Genomic DNA, 19518 nt, shown 5'->3' on the forward strand with positions numbered 1-19518 from the left:
AGATGAGCAATTCGAATTATCCGGTCGACATGACCGTCGAGCCCGAGGTCACCGCCTTCTTCGACCCGGCAACCAACACAATCAGTTACGTGGTCAAGGATCCGGCTTCGAAATCATGCGCGGTCGTCGACAGCGTCATGGACATCGACTACGCGGCCGGACGCATCACCTATGACCATGCCGACGAGATCATCGCCTTCATCCAGAAGAACGAGCTGGAACTGGAATGGCTGATCGAGACCCATGTCCATGCCGATCACCTGTCGGCCGCGCCCTATATCCAGCAGAAGCTGGGTGGCAAGCTGGGCATTGGCGACAGGATCACCGTGGTTCAGGAGACCTTCGGCAAGGTCTTCAACGAAGGCACCGAGTTCCAACGGGACGGCAGCCAGTTCGACAAGCTGTTCCAGGATGGCGACACCTACCAGATCGGTGAAATGACCGCCTTCGCCATGTACACGCCCGGGCACACCCCGGCCTGCATGGTACACGTGATGGGCAACGCCGCCTTTGTCGGTGACACCCTGTTCATGCCGGATGGCGGCTCGGCACGCGCGGATTTCCCCGGCGGCGATGCGGCAACGCTTTACGAAAGCATCCAGAAAGTGCTCGCCTTGCCGGATGCCATGCGCCTGTTCATGTGCCACGACTACGGCCCGAACGGCCGGGATATCCAATGGGAAACCACCGTCGGCGCGGAAAAGGAACACAACATTCATGTCGGCGGCGGCAAGACGAAGGAAGACTTTGTCCGCTTCCGCACCGAACGGGACGCCCAGCTCGACATGCCGAAGCTGATCATCCCGTCGCTGCAGGTCAACATGCGCGCCGGCAAGCTGCCGCCGGCCGACGAAAGCGGCAAGACCTTTCTGAAAGTGCCGGTCAACGGCCTTTGACAAGAACGGCCGGACAAGCCTGACCTCTCGACCCCGAGAGGCGGGCTGTCCCCTGAAAGGTCGTCGAAAACCTGTGCCGGCGGAGGCGGCAAATCCCCATGAAAGCGATCAATTCCCAGATTTCGGTGGCGCCGCAGATCCGGCCCGAGGACCTTACGGACTATGCCCAGCAGGGCTTCCGCTCGATCATCTGCAACCGGCCTGACGGCGAAGGGGCCGATCAGCCGGTTTTCGAGGAAATCGAAACCGCCGCGAAGAAGCTCGGACTCGAGGCGCGGTATCTTCCGATCGTCGCCGGCAAGGTGTCCGATCAGGATGCCGAGGATTTCGGTGACCTGCTGGACAGCTTGCCGAAGCCGGTGCTTGCCTATTGCCGGACCGGAACACGCTCGGCAACGCTCTGGTCCCTGTCCCAGGCAGAAAAGCAGCCGCTGGCCGACATCCTCGCCCAGACCAAAACCGCCGGCTACGACATGGCCGGGGTCGTGCGCCGCATTGCCAATGGTGGCCGCACCCCGACGGAGAGTGCCGAAGATGCCAGGTTCGACGTTGTCATCGTCGGTGGCGGTGCCGCGGGGATTTCGGTCGCCTCGAGCCTGCTCGCGCGCAAGTCCGATCTGGACATCGCCATCATCGATCCGGCGGACGTGCATTATTACCAACCCGGCTGGACCATGGTCGGCGGCGGCATATTCGATGCCGCCGACACGGCCAAGACGATGGGGTCCCTGATTCCGAAAGGCGTGCACTGGATCAAGTCCGCCGTCGCCGCCTTCGAACCGAAGGACAATGCAGTCCTTCTCGACGGTTGCCGGGTGGTCAAATACGGCCGGCTGGTGGTTTGCCCGGGGCTGAAACTCGACTGGCACAAGATCGACGGTCTGGTCGACACGCTCGGCAAGAACGGCGTGACGTCCAACTACCGCTACGACCTGGCGCCCTATACCTGGCAGCTCGTCCAGGGCCTGCAAAAGGGCAAGGCGCTGTTCACCCAGCCGCCGATGCCGATCAAATGCGCCGGCGCGCCGCAGAAAGCGATGTACCTGTCGGGAGACCACTGGCTGAAATCCGGCCGGATCGGCGATATCGACATCCAGTTCATGAATGCCGGAGGTGTGCTGTTCGGCGTCAAGGACTACGTGCCGGCACTGATGGACTACGTGGAACGCTACGGTGCGGACCTCAATTTCTTCCATAACCTGATTGCCGTCGACGGTCCGGCGAAGAAGGCCGTCTTCGAGGTCAAGGAGCCGGAGAAGGACGCGCGCACAATCGAAGTCGATTTCGACATGATGCATGTGACGCCGCCGCAGACCGCACCCGATTTCATCCGGGTCTCGCCGCTCGCGGACGCCGCCGGCTGGGTCGATGTCGACCAGGCAACCCTGCGCCACGCGACGTATGACAACATCTGGTCGCTCGGCGACGTCATGAACGCGCCGAATGCAAAGACGGCGGCGGCGGCCCGCAAGCAGGCGCCGGTTGTTGCCGAGAACATCGTCTCCGACATCCATGGCCACAGCGCCACGGCGCAATATGACGGTTACGGTTCCTGTCCGCTCACGGTCGAGCGCGGCAAGATTGTTCTCGCCGAATTCGGCTATGGCGGTACGCTGTTGCCGAGCTTTCCGCGTTGGCTGGTGGACGGGACCAGGCCGACGCGGACTGCATGGCTCCTCAAGGAGCGGATCCTGCCACCCGTTTACTGGCGCGCCATGCTGCGCGGCAAGGAATGGATGGCCAAGCCGGAAAAAATATCGGCAGCTTAAAACACCCCCACAGACCCATACTGGGTACGGGCCCCATCAACTTTAACTCGAGCCGGCCCGCCGGCTCGAGTTTTCTCTAAAAGAACAAAGGTCACGACATGATCCGGCTGCAGCGCTATTTGCCCATCCTCGACTGGGGCAGACGCTACGACAAGGAAACCGCAACCAGCGACCTTGTGGCCGCGGTGATCGTCACCATCATGCTGATCCCGCAGTCGCTCGCCTACGCGCTGCTTGCCGGCCTGCCGCCGGAAGTCGGCCTCTACGCGTCGATCCTGCCGCTGGTGGCCTATGCCCTGTTCGGCACCAGCCGGGCCCTGGCCGTCGGCCCCGTTGCCGTGGTCTCGCTGATGACCGCCTCCGCCGTCGGCGAACTGGCGCAGCAGGGCACGCCGGAATATCTGGGCGCCGCGATCGTGCTGGCGTTTCTCTCCGGCCTGATGCTCATCGCCATGGGCTTCTTCCGGCTCGGCTTCCTGGCCAACCTGCTCAGCCACCCGGTGATTTCCGGCTTCATCACCGCCTCGGGGCTGCTGATCGCCTCCAGCCAGCTGAAGCACATTCTCGGCGTTCCCGCCCATGGGCATACGCTCTATGACATCCTGCTGTCGATCGGCAGTCATCTGGGCGACATCAACTGGATCACCTTCGTGATCGGTGCCGCGGCAACCGGTTTCCTGTTCTGGGTGCGCAAGGGGCTCAAGAAACTGCTGCTCGGCATCGGCCTGAAACCGTTTCTCGCCGATATCCTGACCAAGGCCGGACCGGTCGCGGCCGTCGCCGTGACCACCGTCATTTCCGCAGCGTTCAGTCTCGGCGACAAGGGCGTTCGCATTGTCGGCGACATTCCCTCCGGCCTGCCCGTGCCGCATCTGCCAGCCTTCGACAGTGAGCTCTGGCTGGCGCTGGCCGGGCCTGCCCTCCTGATTTCGGTGATCGGCTTCGTGGAATCGGTTTCGGTCGCACAGACCCTTGCGGCCAAGAAACGCCAGCGGATCGAGCCGGACCAGGAGCTGATCGGCCTCGGCGCGTCCAACATCGCCTCCGCCGTTTCCGGCGGTTACCCGGTGACCGGCGGCTTTGCCCGCTCCGTCGTCAATTTCGACGCGGGTGCCGCGACACCGGCTGCCGGTGCCTTCACCGCCGTCGGCATCGCGCTCGCGACCTTGTTCCTGACGCCGCTGCTCACCTATCTGCCCCAGGCGACCCTGGCGGCAACCATCATCGTCGCTGTCCTGTCGCTGGTGGATTTCGGCGCCATCAGGCGCACCTTCGACTATTCCAAGAGCGACTTTGCCGCCATGGCGGCGACCATCCTGATCACGCTGTTCTTCGGGGTCGAACCGGGGGTCGTCACCGGGGTCGCGCTGTCGATCGCCCTTTATCTTTATCGCAGCAGCCGGCCGCACATGGCCATCGTCGGCATCGTTCCGGGCAGCGAGCATTTCCGCAACATCGACCGGCACAAGGTGGTGACCGGCGAGCGGGTGCTGACGCTGCGTGTCGATGAAAGCCTGTTCTTTGCCAATTCCCGTTTTCTCGAAGACCGGGTCTACGCCCTGGTCGCGGAGAAGCCGAATATCGAACACGTGGTGCTGATGTGCCCGGCCGTGAACGAGATCGACGCCAGCGCACTGGAAAGCCTGGAGGAGATCAATCACCGCCTGTCGGATTCAGGCGTCTCGTTCCACCTCTCGGAGGTCAAGGGGCCGGTGATGGACCGGCTGAAGAAAACCGAGTTCCTGAAGCACCTGACCGGCCAGGTCTTCCTCAGCCAGTATGACGCGCTGTGCACGCTCGATCCGCTGACCGCCCATATTTCCGAAAGCCGCACGCCGAAAAAGGCGGCGCGATCGGATATCTGGTCCGGGCCCGAGATCTAGAGCACTGCCCGGTCAAATCCGGGATTGCTCAGTCGCTGTGCGCGGATTGCAGGATCGGAATGATCTTTTCGCAGAAACGGAAATGCACCGGCGGTTTTTCGCCTTCCTGCACCATCAGGCCCTGGGTTCCCCTCGGAGTGACGGTCACAAGCTCGATCGCTTCACCGCCATCGGTCAGGAGACAGCTGATGGCTGCACGTTGCCTGTGCATGCCGGCTTTTTCCGCGCCGTAGACCTGGCAGATCCGGCCCGGGGTCTCCAGCAGTCCCCGGTAGATTGCCAGCGCCGTACCAGGATCGCTTCGATCGATCCTCGGCGCCGGACACTGGGTCGGGTCACGCACCCAGATGCCTTGCGCAAATTCCGCAAATCTCAAGTCCAGCATCTTGCCCTGCAACAGCGGAGCGGATTTGGGAACCTCGAACATCAGGTCGCCCTTGCCCGCGTAAGCGGATCCGCAAACCGTTGTGAGCGCCAGAGCCGCCAGGGCTGAATATTTAAAAATGCGCAACCGTACCCCCTTGCCGATTGACATGCCGACGCCCGGATTATGCAATCAGAGTCGCCAACACGCAAATCGGGGAGATCTTTCAACTTTTACGATAAAGCGGCTTGCAAAATACGAACAAAAGTGGAACAAAAAGGAAATGAATAACGATAGTTCATCCGCCGGACGCATCCAGCTTGACGACCCGCTCAAGGATGGCCGTCAGTCGGAGACCGCGCTCAAGGTTTGGCGCGGTACCGCGCGGCTGCTGCGCCAGTTCGATTTCGCCTGCCTTCCGGAAGTAACCCTGGCCTCGGCGCGGCGCGCGGACCTGCTGGCCCTTGGCCCCAAACACGAGCTCTGGATCATCGAGGTCAAGTCCTCGGTGGCCGATTTGCGTGCGGACTCGAAGTGGCCCGACTATCGCCAGCATTGCGACCGGCTCTATTTCGCCACCCATCCGGACGTGCCCCTGGACATCTTTCCGGAGGATGCCGGACTGATCGTCTCCGATGGCTTCGGTGCGGAAATCCTGCGCACCGCGCCGGAACACAAGCTGCCGGCCGCCACCCGCAAGGCCGTCACCCTGCGCTTTGCCCGCCATGCCGCCCACCGGCTGCACAATCTGGCCGACCCGGACGGAACCCGGCTGTTCGACCGGTTCTGAGGCGCTTCCCGCTCATTTTATCAAGTCCGGCCCACTTCTTGTCATCCGGGCCGAAGCGCTGCGGAGGGCCGGGACCCAAGTCTCCCGGGCGGACTTTAAGTTGTCAAACCCTGCTTCTGAAGGCTCCCGGGTCCCCGTGTTCGCAGGGATGACATCGAGCCATGTATTGGAAAAGGCCGCGGCGAACCGCGGCCTTCCTGATTGTTCGCAGCGCAGGCAGGGTCAGACGAACAGGTTGACCAGGCTTTCAAGATATTCCTGCCTGCCGGATTTCGGCTGCGGTTCCAGGTCGGCGCCATGGACACGCTCGGCCAGTGCCTCCAGCGAGGAACCGCCCTTGAGGATGTCGGCGTTTTCCGGTTTCTGCCAGCCGGCATAGCGGTCGTCGACAAAGCCTTTCAGGCGGCCGTCCTCGATCATGGCGGCAGCCCCCTTGAGGCCACGGGCAATCGCGTCGGCGGAGCCGACATGGGCCTGGATCAGGTCGACCGGATCAAGCGACTGACGGCGCAGCTTGGCATCAAAATTGGTGCCGCCGGTGGTGAAGCCGCCATCCATCAGGATCTCGTAATAGGCCAGCGCCAGTTCCGGCACGTTCATGCCGAAATGATCGGTGTCCCAGCCGCACTGGTAGTCGTTGCGGTTCATGTCGACGGAGCCGAGGATGCCGAAGGAACGGGCCATGTGCAGTTCGTGCTCGAACGAGTGGCCGGCCAGGATGGCATGGCCCTGTTCGATGTTCATCTTGACCTCGTTTTCCAGCCCATAGGCCTTCAGGAAACCGTAGACCGTGCCGACATCGTAGTCATACTGGTGCTTGGAGGGTTCCTGCGGCTTCGGCTCGATCAGGATCGTGCCGGTGAAGCCGATCTTGTGCTTGTACTCCACCACCATGTTGAGGAAACGGCCGAGCTGGTCGAGCTCCTGTTTCACGTTGGTGTTGAGCAGGGTCTCGTAGCCCTCGCGGCCGCCCCACAGCACGTAGTTCTCGCCCTTCAGGCGATAGGTGACGTCCATGGCGTTTTTCACCTGGGCCGCGGCATAGGCGAAGACGTCCGGGTCCGGATTGGTGGCCGCGCCCGACATGAAGCGCCGGTTGGAGAACATGTTGGCCGTGCCCCAGAGCAGCTTGATGCCGGTGTCCGCCATCTTCTTTTCGAAGATATCGGCAATGGCGTTCACATTGGCATTGCTCTCGGCCAGCGTCCCGCCTTCCGGCGCGATGTCGCGGTCATGGAAGGTGAAGAACGGCAGGCCCAGGATCTGGAACATTTCGAAGGCGACATCGGCCTTCAGTTTCGCCTGCTCCATCGGGTCGCCGCCGGCCGCCATCCAGGACCGCATGAAGGTTTCCCCGCCAAAGGGATCGGAGCCCGGCCAGCAGAAGCTGTGCCAGTAGCAGACCGCCATGCGCAGGTGGTCTTCCATCCGCTTGCCGAGCACCACTTCATCCTTGTTGTAGTGGCGGTAGGTCAGCGGGTCCTTGCTGTCGGGACCGGCATATTTGATCGGCTGCAGATCGCCGAAAAACCCAGTGCTCATGATCAGATCTCCTTAGAAGCCGGCCTGTTTCAAAGCCGGATAAAGTTTGCGCCAGCGGCCATAGGCCTCGGCATAGGGTGCGATGAGGTGCGGAACTGGGTCGATGCTGGCCTTCAGCGCCGGCTTTTCGAAGATGCCGTCCGTGGTTCCGAGAGCCGCCGCCTGGCCAAGCCGGGCGGCGCCGAGAGACGCGCCGAAATCGCCGTCGACCGGAATGTCCACGGTGACGTTCAGCAGGCTGGCGATGATTTCCAGCCACAGGGTCGAACGCGACCCGCCGCCGACCGCCAGAACCCGGTCGATGCGCGTGCCGGCAACGCTGAGCGCTTCCAGGCAGTCCTTGAGCGCGAAGGCGACGCCGTCGAGCACGGCGTGGGTCAGCACCTGGTCGTCGGTCTCGTGGGAGATACCGGCAAAGGCGGCACGGATCTCGACGTCGTTGTGGGGCGTGCGTTCCCCGCCGAGATAAGGCAGGAACGAGACCGGGGCCGGGCCTTCGACCGAGGTCAGCGCCGCCGTCAGGTCGCCGGGGGATTTCTTCAGTGTCCTGCCCAGCCAGTTCAGGCAATCGGTGGCCGACAGCATCACGCCCATCTGGTGCCAGGTGTCCGGCACCGCGTGGCAGAACGCGTGCACGGCACTGTCGACATTGGGTGAAAACCGGTCGTTGGTGACAAAGAGCACGCCGGACGTGCCAAGCGAAACAAAGGCCGAGCCGGGATCGACGGCGCCGACGCCACAGGCCGAGGCGGCGTTGTCCCCGCCGCCACCGGCGACAACCGGCGCAGTTTCGAAGCCCCAGCGGGCACAGAGATCGCTTTTCAGGAAGCCGGAGGCCGCGGAGCCTTCGACCAGACGCGGCATCTGCTTTCGCGTCAGGCCGGTCGCGGCCAGAAGCTCGTCGCTCCAGTCGCGCCTGGCAACATCCAGCCAGAGCGTTCCGGCGGCGTCGGACATTTCGCCGACATATTCGCCGGTGAACCTGAAGCGGACATAGTCCTTGGGCAGCAGGACCATTGCGGTCCTTGCGAAGATCTCCGGCTCGTTCTCGCGCACCCATTGCAGCTTCGGCGCGGTGAAGCCGGGCATCACCCGGTTGCCGCCGAGCGTGAGAAATTTCGGCTCCGCCGCTTCGAGCTCCGCGCATTGTTTTCCGGACCGGCCGTCGTTCCAGAGGATGCACGGCCGCAACGGCTGCCCGGCGGCATCCAGCAGGGTCGCGCCATGCATGTGGCCGGACAGGCCGATGCCCCGGACGGCGGCCAGTTCCTTCGGCGCCTTGGCCTTCAGCGCGTCGAGCACGTTTTCGCAGGCCACCCACCAGCTGTCCGGATCCTGTTCGGACCAGCCCGGATGCGGTCGCTCGACGGTGAGCTCCGACGTTGCCGAGGTGATCAGCGACTGATCCTCTCCCAGAAGAATGGCTTTCACCGAACTCGTGCCGATATCGAGACCGATATACATGAGGTGCGTTCCTCAGACTTGATCAAAAAAGATGCCGATCCCCGTTTCCGGGGGTGTCGGCAGGGATCCTCGCACCGATTGGCCGGAGAGTTAAGCCCCCGGAACCCATGCAAGGACCCGCGGGTGAAAACCCGCGGGCCGCGCTGGTTTATCCGACCACGGTGTCATCGACAAGAGCACCAGGTCCCGGAGTTGCCCCGTCCGGGCACTTGCCGAGAATGATCATTCCGAGCACGTCGTCATCCGTGACATCGGTCGTCTTGGCGGTGCCGACCAGCTGGCCGTTCTTCATGACGGCAATCCGGTCGCAAAGCTGGAAGACGTCATGAATGTCATGGCTGATCAGGAAGATGCCGAGACCCTGTTTCTTCAGCTCCTGGATCAGCTCGGCCACCATCTGGGTCTCGTGTACCCCGAGCGCCGCCGTCGGTTCGTCCATGATCAGGATCTTGGCGTTGAAATAGACCGCCCGGGCAATCGCCACCGACTGGCGCTGGCCGCCCGACAGGGCTTTCACCGGCGCATGGAACTTCTTGAAGTTCGGATTGAGCCGGCCCATGATCTTGCGCGTTTCCGCTTCCATGGCGTCGTCATCGACAAAGCCGAGTGGCGAGGTCAGTTCGCGGCCCAGGAACAGGTTGGACGCGGCGTCGAGATTGTCCGCCAGCGCGAGCGTCTGGTAGATGGTCTCGATGTTCTGCGCCCGCGCGTCCCGCGGCGAGTGGATGTGAACTTCCTCGCCGTTGATGCGGATCTCGCCGCTGTCACCCTTGTAGGCCCCGGACAGGATCTTGATCAGCGTCGACTTGCCGGCACCGTTGTGGCCAAGCAGGCCCACCACTTCACCAGGATAGAGATCCACGGAAACGTGATCCACGGCGCGCACCCCACCAAAGGAGATGCACATGTCTTTCATTTCTACGAGAGGCGTGTCCATGTCTTAGTCTCCCGTGCGCTTGCGGTAGATGATGTCGACCAGAACGGCGAGAACCAGAACGGTACCGACAACGATGTTCTGAAGCGGTGCGTCGACACCGACCATGGCCATGCCCGACTGCAGCGACTGCATGATCAGGGCCCCGAGAATGGCGCCGTAGATCGTGCCGATGCCGCCGGCCAGGGCAGTTCCGCCGATCACGGCGGCGGCGATAACCCGCAATTCGTCGAGCGTGCCGATGTCGTTGGTCGAAAAGCCGAGACGGGCCGCGGCGACCGCACCGGCCAGAGCGGCCAGGCCGCCCATGATCGCGAACACCTTCACGGTCAGGAAGCGGGTATTGATGCCCGACAGCTCCGCCGCATCCGGATTGCCGCCTGTTGCGAAGATGTAGCGGCCGAGACGCGTACGCTGTGCGACGACGGTCATGACAACCGCAACGACAATCAGGAGCAGGACCGAATAGGGAATGCCGTAGCCCATCGTCAGGCCTTCCGGCAGGGTGTCGCCGCTGGCCTCGAAGATGCGCTTCAGGCGCGCTTTCGGAATGTCATAGGAATTCAAGATCCAGACAAAACCGAGAATGGCGACGGACGTTATCGCCCCGATCGTCACTTCCGCCCAGACCGGCTTGACCGGGAAGCCGTGGGAAGACTTGCGGCGGCGCGAGGCCACCTGAAGCCAGAGTGCGGCGGCGACGGCCAGCACACCGAAGATCCACGAACCGGTTTCGCCCATCGTGCCGCCGATGCCGCCGATCTTGGTGAAGGTCTCGTCGAGCGGGCCGATCGTCTGGCCGGACGTGATGAACCAGGCCACGTTGCGCCAGACCAGAAGGCCGCCGAGCGTAACAATAAACGCGGGGATGCCGAGATAGCCGATCATCCAGCCCTGGAACGCCCCGATCACCACGCCGATGACGACGCCTGCCAGAATGGCAATCAGCCAGATAGCGGGATGGCCGAGACCCAGGATCCCGGGAAGAATATCCGTCTGAACAACCGCCATGACCGCCGCGACCGTGGCAAGGACCGAGCCGACGGACAGGTCGATATGGCGGGTGACAATGACGAAGACCATGCCGGTCGCCATGATGGCGACGGAGACGGTCTGGATCGTCAGATTGAAGATGTTGCGCGGTGTAAGGAACCGGCCGTCCGTGAACACATTGAAGACCAGACACAGGACGATGAACGCCCCGATCATGCCCAAAAGCCTGGTGTCGAGCTGCAATGCGGCAAACAGATTTCGTGCTGTCGGGCTTTTGGGCCCTGACAGTGCAGTGTCGGACATAGAGGTTACTCCTGCTTGGAGACCATCACGCTTTCGCATCGGGTGGCCCATCCCGGGGAGCGGCTTTCGGCAAGCGGTCCCTGTTTTTAGGCCCCGGTTAACAGTAACCGGGGCCGCGCTTTTCGCGTATTGCTATTAGTTACAGGGTGCCGGACCGTTCTCGACGCCCTGGCACAGGTCTTCCTTGGAGATCCAGCCCGCGTCGACGACAGCGGTCAGGTTGTCCTTGGTGACCGGAAGCGGTGCCAGGAACTTGGCGGTCAGCTCGGTGCCGCCCGGCGACGTCCAGGCAGCTGCGCCATCGACATCGGCCATGTCGTCGCCATTGGCAAGCGCCACTGCGATTTCGCCGGCAGCCTTGCCGAGCTCACGAGCGTCCTTCCAGACGGAGACGGTCTGGGTGCCCTTGGCAACGCGGTTCAGGGCGGCATGGTCGCCATCCTGGCCGGACACCGGAATGCCGTCCATGCCCTGGGCGGTCAGAGCCGCGACAACACCGCCTGCGGTGCCGTCGTTGGATGCGACAACGGCGTCAACCTTGTTGTCGTTGGCCGTCAGGATCTGTTCCATGTTGCGCTGAGCGTTCGCCGGCAGCCAGCCGTCGGTGTAGGCTTCACCAACGATGGTGATGTCACCGGCATCGAGCGCGCCCTGCAGGACTTCCTGCTGGCCACCGCGGAGGAAGTCCGCGTTCGGGTCCGTCGGGGACCCCTTGATCATGACGTAGTTGCCTTTCGGCGCGGCTTCCAGAACGGCGCGGGCCTGCATGCGGCCGACTTCAACGTTGTCGAAGGTCAGGTAGAAAGCGCGCGGATCGTCGATCAGGCGGTCATAGCCAACGACCGGGATGCCTTCGTCGGCAGCAGCCTGAACAGCCGGACCGATCGCCTGGGCGTCCTGTGCCAGGATGATCAGGGCGGTCGCGCCCTGCGCGATCAGGGCTTCCACGTCGGACAGCTGCTTGGCAGAAGAGCTCTGCGCATCCGCGGAGATGTATTTCGCGCCGGCTGCATCGAGAGCGCCCTTGATGGCGGCTTCGTCAGTCTTCCAGCGTTCTTCCTGGAAGTTGGACCAGCTCACGCCGACAACGATGTCTTCCGCATGGGCGATGTTCAGTGCGGTTGCGGACAGCAGGGCGCCCGCCAGCAAAGTGGTGATTTTACGCATTGCGATGTTTCCTCCAGTGGGCGCAGCCTACGTCGATCGGCTGCACCTAAAATGCGTCTGTGTCGAAGCGCCTTGTCGGGGCGCTTTCTGATAGGACAACCTTATTGTTATTTTTTTTGGTGCCCGAAAAAAAGTTGCAGGAAAGCGCAGCTCCTGTCAACATGGTTTTGCAAAACTCTGCTCCCCGGGATCGAAAATTCCGGAGAAAGGGCAGAAATCCGGGGAAACCGGAACAGAGGAAACACCTTGGGAAGAGCTGTGCCAGCATGACACGCAAGGCGGACCGGGATCAGATCCGGCGGCAAAACAGAAGTATTGTTCTACAGGCCCTGCGCCGGAACGGTCCGATGGCTCGGATCGATCTCGGCCAGATGACGCGCCTCAGTCCAGCCACAGTAACGGCGATCACCTCCGACCTTCTGGAGCAAGGGCTGATCCTGTCCCTGGAGAGCGAGGAACCAAAGGCGCCCCAGGCACGCGGCCGGCCGCGTACCCTCTTGCAACTCAATCCTGAGGCGGTCTACACGATCGGTGTCCGCCTGGCCGTCAACACAATTGATCTCTCGCTGGTCAATTTCGCCGGAGAGGTGGTCAAGGAGGCGCGCACGCGATTCGACACCGCCTCCGCCGACGCGGAAAACTTTCCGAACACGCTGGTCGAGGCGATCCGCCAGTTCCTGCAGGAAGCCGGAGTCGGCACCAGCCGGGTCCGCGAAATCGGCGTCGCCGCGCAGGGCGTGGTCGAGACGGAAACGGGCATGGTCGCCTGGAGCCCCGCTTTTGCAGGCCGAAAGATCCCGATCGTCGGCCCCTTGCATGAGGCCTTCGGCGCCGAATGCTACATCTCCAACGACACCAACATGATCACCGAAGCGCTGCACTGGTCCGACCCGAACCGCTACAGCGGCACCTTCGCGGTGATCATGCTCGACTATGGTGTCGGCATGGGACTTTACCTGAACAACCAGCTGTTTTCCGGCGCCAGCGGCACGGCCGCCGAGTTCGGCCACGCCAATCACGTGCCGGGCGGCGCCCTGTGCCGGTGCGGCAAGAAGGGGTGCCTCGAGGCCTATCTTTCCGACTATGCCCTTGTCCGGGCCGCCTCGCACCTGCCTGAAGACACCGATCCGATCACCATCCGCGCCGGTGTCAGCGGCCTCGCCAGGCTGATCGAGCTGGCCGGGTCGGGCGACAGGGATGCCTGCAAGGCCTTTCATGAGGCCGGCCGGGTGCTGGGTTACGGCCTTGCCAGGGTGATTGCGATGATCGATCCCAAACGGGTCGTCCTGACGGGCGCCGCCATGCGTGCCTTCGCTTTCATGGAAAAGGGCATGTGGGAAGGTCTGGAGGAGGCGCTGGTCGCAGACCTGAGGAACAATTTCTCGCTCGACGTGATGCCCTGGAACGAGGACTTCATCCGCAGCGGGCTGATTGCACAGTCGATGGAACGGCTGGACAAGGATTTTCTCGGCACCGCATCGACACCTGGTGATCGCTCCGCCCGTCCGGACAACACGGAGGTAACCGCATGAGTCGTCGACACGGCCTTGGTCTTTCCTGCTTCGCGCTTGCACTTCTGCTGCCCGGAGCCGCGCAGTCCGATCCTGACCTGCCGCCCTGGAGCGAGCGGGCGCTGACCCACGAAATCGATCTGAACGGCCTCGCGGCCTCGGGCGAAGACCCGATTGCGGTGCTTCAGCCAATCGGCGAAGAGCTTTTCAAGGCCAAGTTCACGACCCTCGACGGTGCCGGGCGTCCGGACGCGACCGGGGCCATCGTGCCCACAAAGGTGCGCCGGAAATCGCACCTCGCCTTCCAGCGACTTGCCGGCATGGACGCCAATGCCTGTGCATCCTGCCACAACGAGCCGGTTACCGGCGGCGCAGGCGCCTTCACGGCCAACGTGTTTGTCTCGGAAGGCTTCGAAAGCGCCGATTTCGACACGACAGACCCGCAGTTTTCCAACGAGCGCAACACCAACGCCCTGCAGGGCGCCGGCCTGATCGAACTGCTCGCCCGGGAAATGACCGCCGATCTGCGGTCCCAGCGGCAGGAGGTCCTGAAAAAAGCCCGCGCCAGCGGCCAGCCGGAGACGATCAAGCTCGCCACCAAGGGGGTTGCCTTCGGTACGCTGACGGCGGATCCGGACGGCACGCTGGACGTTTCCGGCCTCGACGGCATCGACGACGACCTGACCCTGCGCCCGTTCAGCCAGAAGGGCGTGTTCGCGTCCCTGCGCCAGTTCACGGTCAACGCCATGAACGATCACCACGGCATGCAGGCCAGCGAACGTTTCGGCGCGGACTGGACCGGTACCGACGATTTCGATGGCGACGGGCATGCCGACGAAATGTCTCCGGGGCAGATTTCCGCCCTGGTGGCCTGGCAGGCAACGCTTGCCGCGCCGACCCGCAAGACGGACCTGCCGGACATCTGGCAGGCCGCGGCCGCGGAAGGGGAGAGCCTGTTCGGCGGGATCGGCTGCACTTCGTGCCACATTCCGGCCCTGCCGCTGGAAAGCCTGAAATTCCAGGATCCGGGCCCCTATGACACCGCCGGCACCCTGCGCCAGAGCGATGTCGACACGCCTCTGACCTATGACCTCGGCACGCTGGACTGGGTCAAGGCCCTGCCCCGGGACGATCGGGGACGGGTCCTGGTGCCGCTTTTCGGCGACCTGAAGCGACACAAGATCGCCGACGCCGCCAACGACACGTTCGGCAACGAGCTGCTCGCCCAGAGGTTCGTCGCCAGGGACGTCTTCATCACCGCGGAACTCTGGGGCATCGGCAGCACCGCACCCTATGGCCATCGCGGCGACCTGACCACGCTGGACGAGGTCATTCTCGCCCATGGCGGCGAGGCCACCGACAGCCGCAAGGCCTATGCCGGGCTCGGCGAGAATGAGCGTCAGTCCATCATCGCCTTCCTGCGCAGCCTGGAGATTGCAGAATGACCCGTTTTTCCAAGGTGTTGGCCGGTTGTCTCCCTGTCGCTTCCGGCAAAAATTCTGCAGCAAACTCCGGTGTCACCCCGGTCGACCTCAGGGAGAACCGGGGCCCACTCGTTTCCAGAGATCGGGTTTCTTTTGCTCCGTCCAAGGTTGAAACAAACTCCTCTTCAACAAGTGGCCCGGCGAGTAGGCCCCGGATCGGCGCTTCGCTTGTCCGGGGTGACACCGGGATTGAGGCATGCCGGAGTGCCGTTATGGCATCGGTGCGAACGCAAGAACGCGCTTCCCTCACCCGGAAAACAACCTGGTCCGTGCTCTGCGCCATTGCCCTGGTTCTATGCGCACCAACAATGGCGACCGCTCAAGACGAGGCGCTCGCTTCCCTGGCACCTGTGCCGTCCTACGTCGAGGAAGCGCAGGCCGCAGGCCTCGACCATACCTATGACGGCGCCTGGGAGTTCTTTGTCGGCGGCGGTGCCGCCATCTTCGACTGCAATGGCGACCGGCGTCCGGACCTGTTCCTGGCCGGCGGCAAGAACCCGGCACGGCTTTACCGGAACGACAGCCAGACCGGCGGCGCGCTGAAATTCACCGCGGTGCCGACAGGTCTCAGCGAGCGTCAGGCCGGCAAGGTCCTGGGGGCCTATCCGCTCGATTTCAACAACGACGACGTGCTTGATCTGGCGATCATGCGCCTCGGCGAGAACCTGCTCCTGGAAGGCAAGGGCGGCTGTACGTTCGACGTCGCCAACCGGGCGCTCGGCTTTGACGGCGGCCGCGAATGGACCACCGCCTTTTCGGCCACCTTCGAGCCGGATCTCGACTATCCGACGCTTGCCTTCGGCAATTATGTCGACCGGTCGGCGCCGGGATCGCCCTGGGGTACCTGCCACGACAATTTCCTGTTCCGGCCGGAAAAGACCGTGAACGGCGGCGTGAGCTATCCGGAAGCCAACAGGCTGTCGCCCGGCTACTGCACCCTCTCCATCCTGTTCACCGACTGGAACCGCTCCGGCGAGGCCGCACTCCGGATCTCGAACGACCGGCACTACTATCGAGGCGGCGAAGAACAGCTCTGGGCCGTGCCTCCCGGGCGCCCGCCGCGTCCCTACCGGAAGTCCGACGGCTGGCAGCACCTGAAGATCTGGGGCATGGGCATCGCCTCCGTCGACCTCGATGTCGACGGGTTCCCCGAATATGCGCTCACCTCAATGGGCGACACCAAGCTGCAGAAGCTCGACGTGGAAACGGACGAGACCGTCCCCGTCTACCAGGACATCGCCTTCGACCTCGGCGTCACCGCCCACCGGCCCTATGACGGCGAGGACCTGAAACCGTCCACCGGCTGGCATTCGGAATTCCAGGACGTCAACAATGACGGGCTCTGGGATCTGTTCATTGCCAAGGGCAATGTCGAGGCGATGCCTGACTTTGCCGCCTATGACCCGGACAACCTACTGATCGGCCAGTGGGGCGGCACCTTCACCGAAGCCGGCGGACCTGCCGGGATCGGCCTCGACCGGCGCGGACGGGGCGCGGGCCTTGCCGACTTCAACGCCGACGGTCTTCTCGACCTGGTGGTCGTCAACCGGGCGGCGCCGGTCAGCCTGTTCCGGAATGTCGGCCGGGGCACGAAGGCAGCGCCGAAACCGCTGGGCAACTTCCTGGCCATCGACATCCGCCAGCCCGGCCAACCCAACAGCCGCGCGGTCGGTGCCAAGATCAGCGTGAAGACCGGCAATCACACGCGGGTCAAGGACATCCAGATCGGCGCGGGCCACGCCTCCGGCCAGATGGGCTTTTTCCATTTCGGTCTTGGCGTCGCAGAGCGGGCGAATGTGCGCATCAAGTGGCCGGACGGCGACTGGAGCCACACTTACCGGGTGTTCGCCAACAGCCACGTGATCATCGAGCGCGGCGCGGAAAAGGCCAAGCTCTGGTATCCGGAATAAGCTCAAAAAACGGGCGTTCCAAGGGGGTGACATTTCAGGGTGCCTGCCGGAAAATACGGCGGACAATCAATGATTTGGAACCTCTCATATGGCAGGCCCCGCGGACAAGAAAACCTTCAATCCCGCGTCCGTGCGCGCTCCGTTCGGGCACTACAGTCATGGCCTGCTGGTGCCCCCCGGCGCCAGCCTGCTGGTCACCTCCGGCCAGCTCGGTATCAATCCCGATGACACGATCCCGCCGGACGTGACCGGCCAGGCGGAAATCTGCTTCGAGGCCATCGGCGCCATCCTGTCGGAAGCCGGGATGAGCTTCGAGGACGTCATCCGCATTTCCGGCTTCGTCACGCGGCGGGAGGACTTCCCGGACTACATGGCCGTACGCGACCGCTACACCGGTTCGCTGAAACCCGTGTCGACCCTGCTCGTTGTCGGTGGTTTCACACGCGCGGACTTCCTGGTCGAGGTCGAAGTGACGGCGGCAAAGGTCTTCTGAAGGACATTTGACGCGAGCGGCGTCAGAACCGCTCCATCTCGCGGCCGACCTTTTCCAGAAAGGCCCCCGTCGTCTCCGGGGTACAGTTGTTCATGTCGTAATGCGCCAGGTACTGCACGGGCGCACCCAGCTTGATCTGCGCGCGGATGACCCGCTTGACGATCTTGCGCGGCGGATCACCGACCAGGAGCGCCCGCCAGCGGCTGCCGCCATAGGTCATCACGGCGGCCAGCTTGCGGATGTGTCGCAGGGTCGGCGTCAGCTTGCCGTCTTCCAGATCGAAGGACACACCGGGCAGCCAGACCCGGTCGAAATAGCCCTTCAGCATGGCCGGAAATCCGAAATTCCAGACCGGGGTGCAGATCACAAGCCCTTCAGCGGCCTGAAGACGCTCGCAATAGCTGTCGACCTTCTGCCGGTTGTCCGGAATCGTGTGATAGATGTCCCGGTCCACTTCCGAGAGGACCGGATCGAAGCCTTCCTCGTAGAGATTGCAGCCATCGACCTCGTGGCCGGCCCTTTGAAGGCTATCGCAGGTCTTTTGGTAAAGCGCCCGGCCGAAACTGTGCTTCTGCGGATGCGAATGGAGAACCAGCACACGCATCGCTCAGGCCTCGGCAAAGGCCTGAAGGCCCGGGAAGAGATAGTTCTTGCCGGCACTGAAATCGAAATCAGGGTTGTCCCAGGCAATCATCTTGCCGGGATTGAGCAGGCCCTTCGGATCAGTTTCCTTCTTGAAGGCGAGCTGGACCTGGTCGGTCTGTTTCATGCCGCCCTCTTCCAGCGTGTAGCGGTGCGGGTTGAAAACCGGGCAGCCGTTTTCCTCGTGCAGGCGGATGATCTCGTCGAGCCGCTCTTCCGTCGTGTAACGGATCAGCGGCAGGCCGGAGCACTGCACCTGGCCGTCGAAGCGCAGGAACTCCAGGTGGCCGAAGATTTCACCCGGGAACATTTCCGTTGTCTTCCTGACCAAGTCCACATGATCCGGTCCCGGATACTGGGTCTGCAGATAGGTGAAGGAACTGTCGAATTTCAATGCCCGCAAGGTGGTGTGGTTCCAGGCCAGTTCATAGGCATGGGGAATGCCCTTCATGCTCTCGACCTCGTCGGAGCGGAAGCGGATCTCGCCTTTCATGCGTTCGGCAAGCGCCTGCACCGCCGACATGGATTGCGGCGCCACCATGAGCACGCTGACGGCCTCGCCTTCCTTCAGCCACGGTTTGTGCCGCGTGAAATAGTCGAAGGGGATCGGCGCGGCGATCGGAGCCACTTCCTTCAGGAGCAACCCGTTGCTGCGCGCCAGCTTGTCGGAAAAGACCACCGCGTCCATGAAGGTGTCATGGCCGACGATGACATCGACCCAGTCATAGGCTGTGGTCAGGGGCATTTCGACCTCGGTGATGATGCCGTTGGTGCCGTAGGCGTGGCTGACCTTCTGGAGATCCCAGGTGGAAAGCTCGATCACACGGGGTTCGGCTTCCATGGTGACAATGCGCAGGCGCAGGATGTTGCCAAGGTCCCTGAGGCCGCCCCAGTGGACGGAGCCGACACCGCCCGAACCGCCGGCAATGAACCCGCCGATGGTGGCCGTCTGCGCGGTGGAAGGATGGAAGCGCAGCTCCTGTCCCGAATGTTCCTTCGTGATCTTGTCGAGCCTGGCCATGACGATACCGGGTCCGCAGGTAACCCTTCCCGTCCCGATTTCCTTGACCTCGTCCATCTTCGACATGTCGAGCACGATGCCGCCCGACAGCGGCATGGCCTGGCCGTAATTGCCCGTGCCGGCACCGCGCGGCGTCACCGGAACACCGTGTGCAAACGCGGTCTTCAGGACACGGACGACCTCGTCCTCGCTCTTCGGTGAGACAAGCAGGTCGCCGGTGACATTGTCGAGCTGGGCCTTCAACACCGGTGAATACCAGTAGAAATCCCGGCTCTTGGCCTGAACCAGACGCGGATTGTCTTCCACGGCAATGCCGTCAAGGTCGGCCTTGATCTTTTCGTAGTCGGCCATG

General features: G+C 63.1%; 16 protein-coding genes. 8 read left to right on the plus strand and 8 right to left on the minus strand.

Annotated elements, in window-relative coordinates; all coding sequences use genetic code 11:
• The first annotated feature begins 2 nt into the window (after window positions 1-2).
• From O6760_RS06070 to O6760_RS06080, 3 genes are all read left to right on the plus strand, one after another.
• Entirely contained in the window at window positions 3-896 is an 894-nt protein-coding gene (locus O6760_RS06070; protein WP_269584592.1) for an MBL fold metallo-hydrolase, read from the plus strand.
• Between the two features lie 98 nt (window positions 897-994).
• A complete protein-coding gene (locus O6760_RS06075; RefSeq protein WP_269584593.1) occupies window positions 995-2665 on the plus strand; it encodes a bifunctional protein tyrosine phosphatase family protein/NAD(P)/FAD-dependent oxidoreductase in 1671 nt (556 codons plus the stop codon).
• Between the two features lie 98 nt (window positions 2666-2763).
• Window positions 2764-4548, plus strand: a complete 1785-nt coding sequence (locus O6760_RS06080; protein ID WP_269584594.1) for a SulP family inorganic anion transporter — start codon at window positions 2764-2766, stop codon at window positions 4546-4548.
• A 28-nt stretch (window positions 4549-4576) separates the two neighbouring features.
• On the opposite strand, the gene O6760_RS06085 is transcribed toward O6760_RS06080, so the two are convergent.
• Window positions 4577-5059 carry a hypothetical protein gene (locus tag O6760_RS06085; protein ID WP_269584595.1) on the minus strand — a complete coding sequence of 161 codons (483 nt, stop codon included), beginning with the start codon at window positions 5057-5059 and terminating at the stop codon, window positions 4577-4579.
• Window positions 5060-5195: 136 nt separating this feature from the next.
• On the opposite strand from O6760_RS06085, the gene O6760_RS06090 reads away from it, so the two are divergent.
• Window positions 5196-5702: an MmcB family DNA repair protein gene (locus O6760_RS06090; protein WP_269584596.1), complete on the plus strand. Its 507-nt coding sequence runs from the start codon at window positions 5196-5198 to the stop codon at window positions 5700-5702.
• A 222-nt stretch (window positions 5703-5924) separates the two neighbouring features.
• Here the strand turns inward: O6760_RS06090 and xylA are convergent, their stop codons facing one another.
• The 5 genes from xylA to xylF all read right to left on the minus strand — a co-directional run bounded on the left by xylA (window position 5925) and on the right by xylF (window position 12105).
• The gene (gene xylA / locus O6760_RS06095) at window positions 5925-7244 is read right to left on the minus strand and encodes a xylose isomerase (RefSeq protein WP_269584597.1); all 1320 of its coding nucleotides are present in this window, start codon (window positions 7242-7244) and stop codon (window positions 5925-5927) included.
• A gap of 12 nt (window positions 7245-7256) precedes the next feature.
• Window positions 7257-8708: a xylulokinase gene (gene xylB, locus O6760_RS06100; RefSeq protein ID WP_269584598.1), complete on the minus strand. Its 1452-nt coding sequence runs from the start codon at window positions 8706-8708 to the stop codon at window positions 7257-7259.
• Between the two features lie 148 nt (window positions 8709-8856).
• On the minus strand, window positions 8857-9624 hold the full coding sequence (locus tag O6760_RS06105; RefSeq protein WP_332306228.1) for an ATP-binding cassette domain-containing protein: 768 nt from the start codon (window positions 9622-9624) through the stop codon (window positions 8857-8859).
• A 24-nt stretch (window positions 9625-9648) separates the two neighbouring features.
• Window positions 9649-10938 carry a sugar ABC transporter permease gene (locus O6760_RS06110; RefSeq protein ID WP_269584600.1) on the minus strand — a complete coding sequence of 430 codons (1290 nt, stop codon included), beginning with the start codon at window positions 10936-10938 and terminating at the stop codon, window positions 9649-9651.
• A 135-nt stretch (window positions 10939-11073) separates the two neighbouring features.
• The gene (gene xylF / locus O6760_RS06115) at window positions 11074-12105 is read right to left on the minus strand and encodes a D-xylose ABC transporter substrate-binding protein (RefSeq protein ID WP_269584601.1); all 1032 of its coding nucleotides are present in this window, start codon (window positions 12103-12105) and stop codon (window positions 11074-11076) included.
• A 347-nt stretch (window positions 12106-12452) separates the two neighbouring features.
• Here xylF and O6760_RS06120 point away from each other — a divergent pair, with 347 nt between their 5' ends.
• The 4 genes from O6760_RS06120 (at window position 12453) to O6760_RS06135 (ending at window position 17503) form a co-directional block, all read left to right on the plus strand.
• Window positions 12453-13637 (plus strand): ROK family protein, encoded by a 1185-nt coding sequence (locus tag O6760_RS06120; RefSeq protein ID WP_269584602.1) that lies wholly within the window; start codon window positions 12453-12455, stop codon window positions 13635-13637.
• Entirely contained in the window at window positions 13634-15061 is a 1428-nt protein-coding gene (locus tag O6760_RS06125) for a di-heme oxidoredictase family protein (protein ID WP_269584603.1), read from the plus strand. The genes O6760_RS06120 and O6760_RS06125 overlap by 4 nt, the downstream gene beginning before the upstream one ends.
• Window positions 15062-15408: 347 nt before the next feature.
• Entirely contained in the window at window positions 15409-17010 is a 1602-nt protein-coding gene (locus tag O6760_RS06130; RefSeq protein ID WP_269584604.1) for a CRTAC1 family protein, read from the plus strand.
• Window positions 17011-17098: 88 nt separating this feature from the next.
• Window positions 17099-17503 (plus strand): RidA family protein, encoded by a 405-nt coding sequence (locus tag O6760_RS06135; RefSeq protein ID WP_269584605.1) that lies wholly within the window; start codon window positions 17099-17101, stop codon window positions 17501-17503.
• A gap of 22 nt (window positions 17504-17525) precedes the next feature.
• Here the strand turns inward: O6760_RS06135 and O6760_RS06140 are convergent, their stop codons facing one another.
• Window positions 17526-18107 (minus strand): NAD(P)H-dependent oxidoreductase, encoded by a 582-nt coding sequence (locus tag O6760_RS06140; protein ID WP_269584606.1) that lies wholly within the window; start codon window positions 18105-18107, stop codon window positions 17526-17528.
• A 3-nt stretch (window positions 18108-18110) separates the two neighbouring features.
• A complete protein-coding gene (locus O6760_RS06145) occupies window positions 18111-19517 on the minus strand; it encodes an FAD-binding oxidoreductase (protein ID WP_269584607.1) in 1407 nt (468 codons plus the stop codon).
• Between the last annotated feature and the right edge of the window lies 1 nt (window position 19518).

This window comes from Roseibium sp. Sym1, from assembly GCF_027359675.1.
GTDB lineage: Bacteria > Pseudomonadota > Alphaproteobacteria > Rhizobiales > Stappiaceae > Roseibium.

What these genes read in the sequence shown, in the direction of transcription:
- O6760_RS06070 (WP_269584592.1), top strand. Translation starts at nt 3, where the DNA reads ATGAGCAATTCGAATTATCCGGTCGACATGACCGTCGAGCCCGAGGTC.
- O6760_RS06075 (WP_269584593.1), top strand. Translation starts at nt 995, where the DNA reads ATGAAAGCGATCAATTCCCAGATTTCGGTGGCGCCGCAGATCCGGCCC.
- O6760_RS06080 (WP_269584594.1), top strand. Translation starts at nt 2,764, where the DNA reads ATGATCCGGCTGCAGCGCTATTTGCCCATCCTCGACTGGGGCAGACGC.
- O6760_RS06090 (WP_269584596.1), top strand. Translation starts at nt 5,196, where the DNA reads ATGAATAACGATAGTTCATCCGCCGGACGCATCCAGCTTGACGACCCG.
- xylA (WP_269584597.1), bottom strand. Translation starts at nt 7,244, where the DNA reads ATGAGCACTGGGTTTTTCGGCGATCTGCAGCCGATCAAATATGCCGGT.
- xylB (WP_269584598.1), bottom strand. Translation starts at nt 8,708, where the DNA reads ATGTATATCGGTCTCGATATCGGCACGAGTTCGGTGAAAGCCATTCTT.
- O6760_RS06105 (WP_332306228.1), bottom strand. Translation starts at nt 9,624, where the DNA reads ATGAAAGACATGTGCATCTCCTTTGGTGGGGTGCGCGCCGTGGATCAC.
- O6760_RS06110 (WP_269584600.1), bottom strand. Translation starts at nt 10,938, where the DNA reads ATGTCCGACACTGCACTGTCAGGGCCCAAAAGCCCGACAGCACGAAAT.
- xylF (WP_269584601.1), bottom strand. Translation starts at nt 12,105, where the DNA reads ATGCGTAAAATCACCACTTTGCTGGCGGGCGCCCTGCTGTCCGCAACC.
- O6760_RS06120 (WP_269584602.1), top strand. Translation starts at nt 12,453, where the DNA reads ATGGCTCGGATCGATCTCGGCCAGATGACGCGCCTCAGTCCAGCCACA.
- O6760_RS06125 (WP_269584603.1), top strand. Translation starts at nt 13,634, where the DNA reads ATGAGTCGTCGACACGGCCTTGGTCTTTCCTGCTTCGCGCTTGCACTT.
- O6760_RS06130 (WP_269584604.1), top strand. Translation starts at nt 15,409, where the DNA reads ATGGCGACCGCTCAAGACGAGGCGCTCGCTTCCCTGGCACCTGTGCCG.
- O6760_RS06135 (WP_269584605.1), top strand. Translation starts at nt 17,099, where the DNA reads ATGGCAGGCCCCGCGGACAAGAAAACCTTCAATCCCGCGTCCGTGCGC.
- O6760_RS06140 (WP_269584606.1), bottom strand. Translation starts at nt 18,107, where the DNA reads ATGCGTGTGCTGGTTCTCCATTCGCATCCGCAGAAGCACAGTTTCGGC.
- O6760_RS06145 (WP_269584607.1), bottom strand. Translation starts at nt 19,517, where the DNA reads ATGGCCGACTACGAAAAGATCAAGGCCGACCTTGACGGCATTGCCGTG.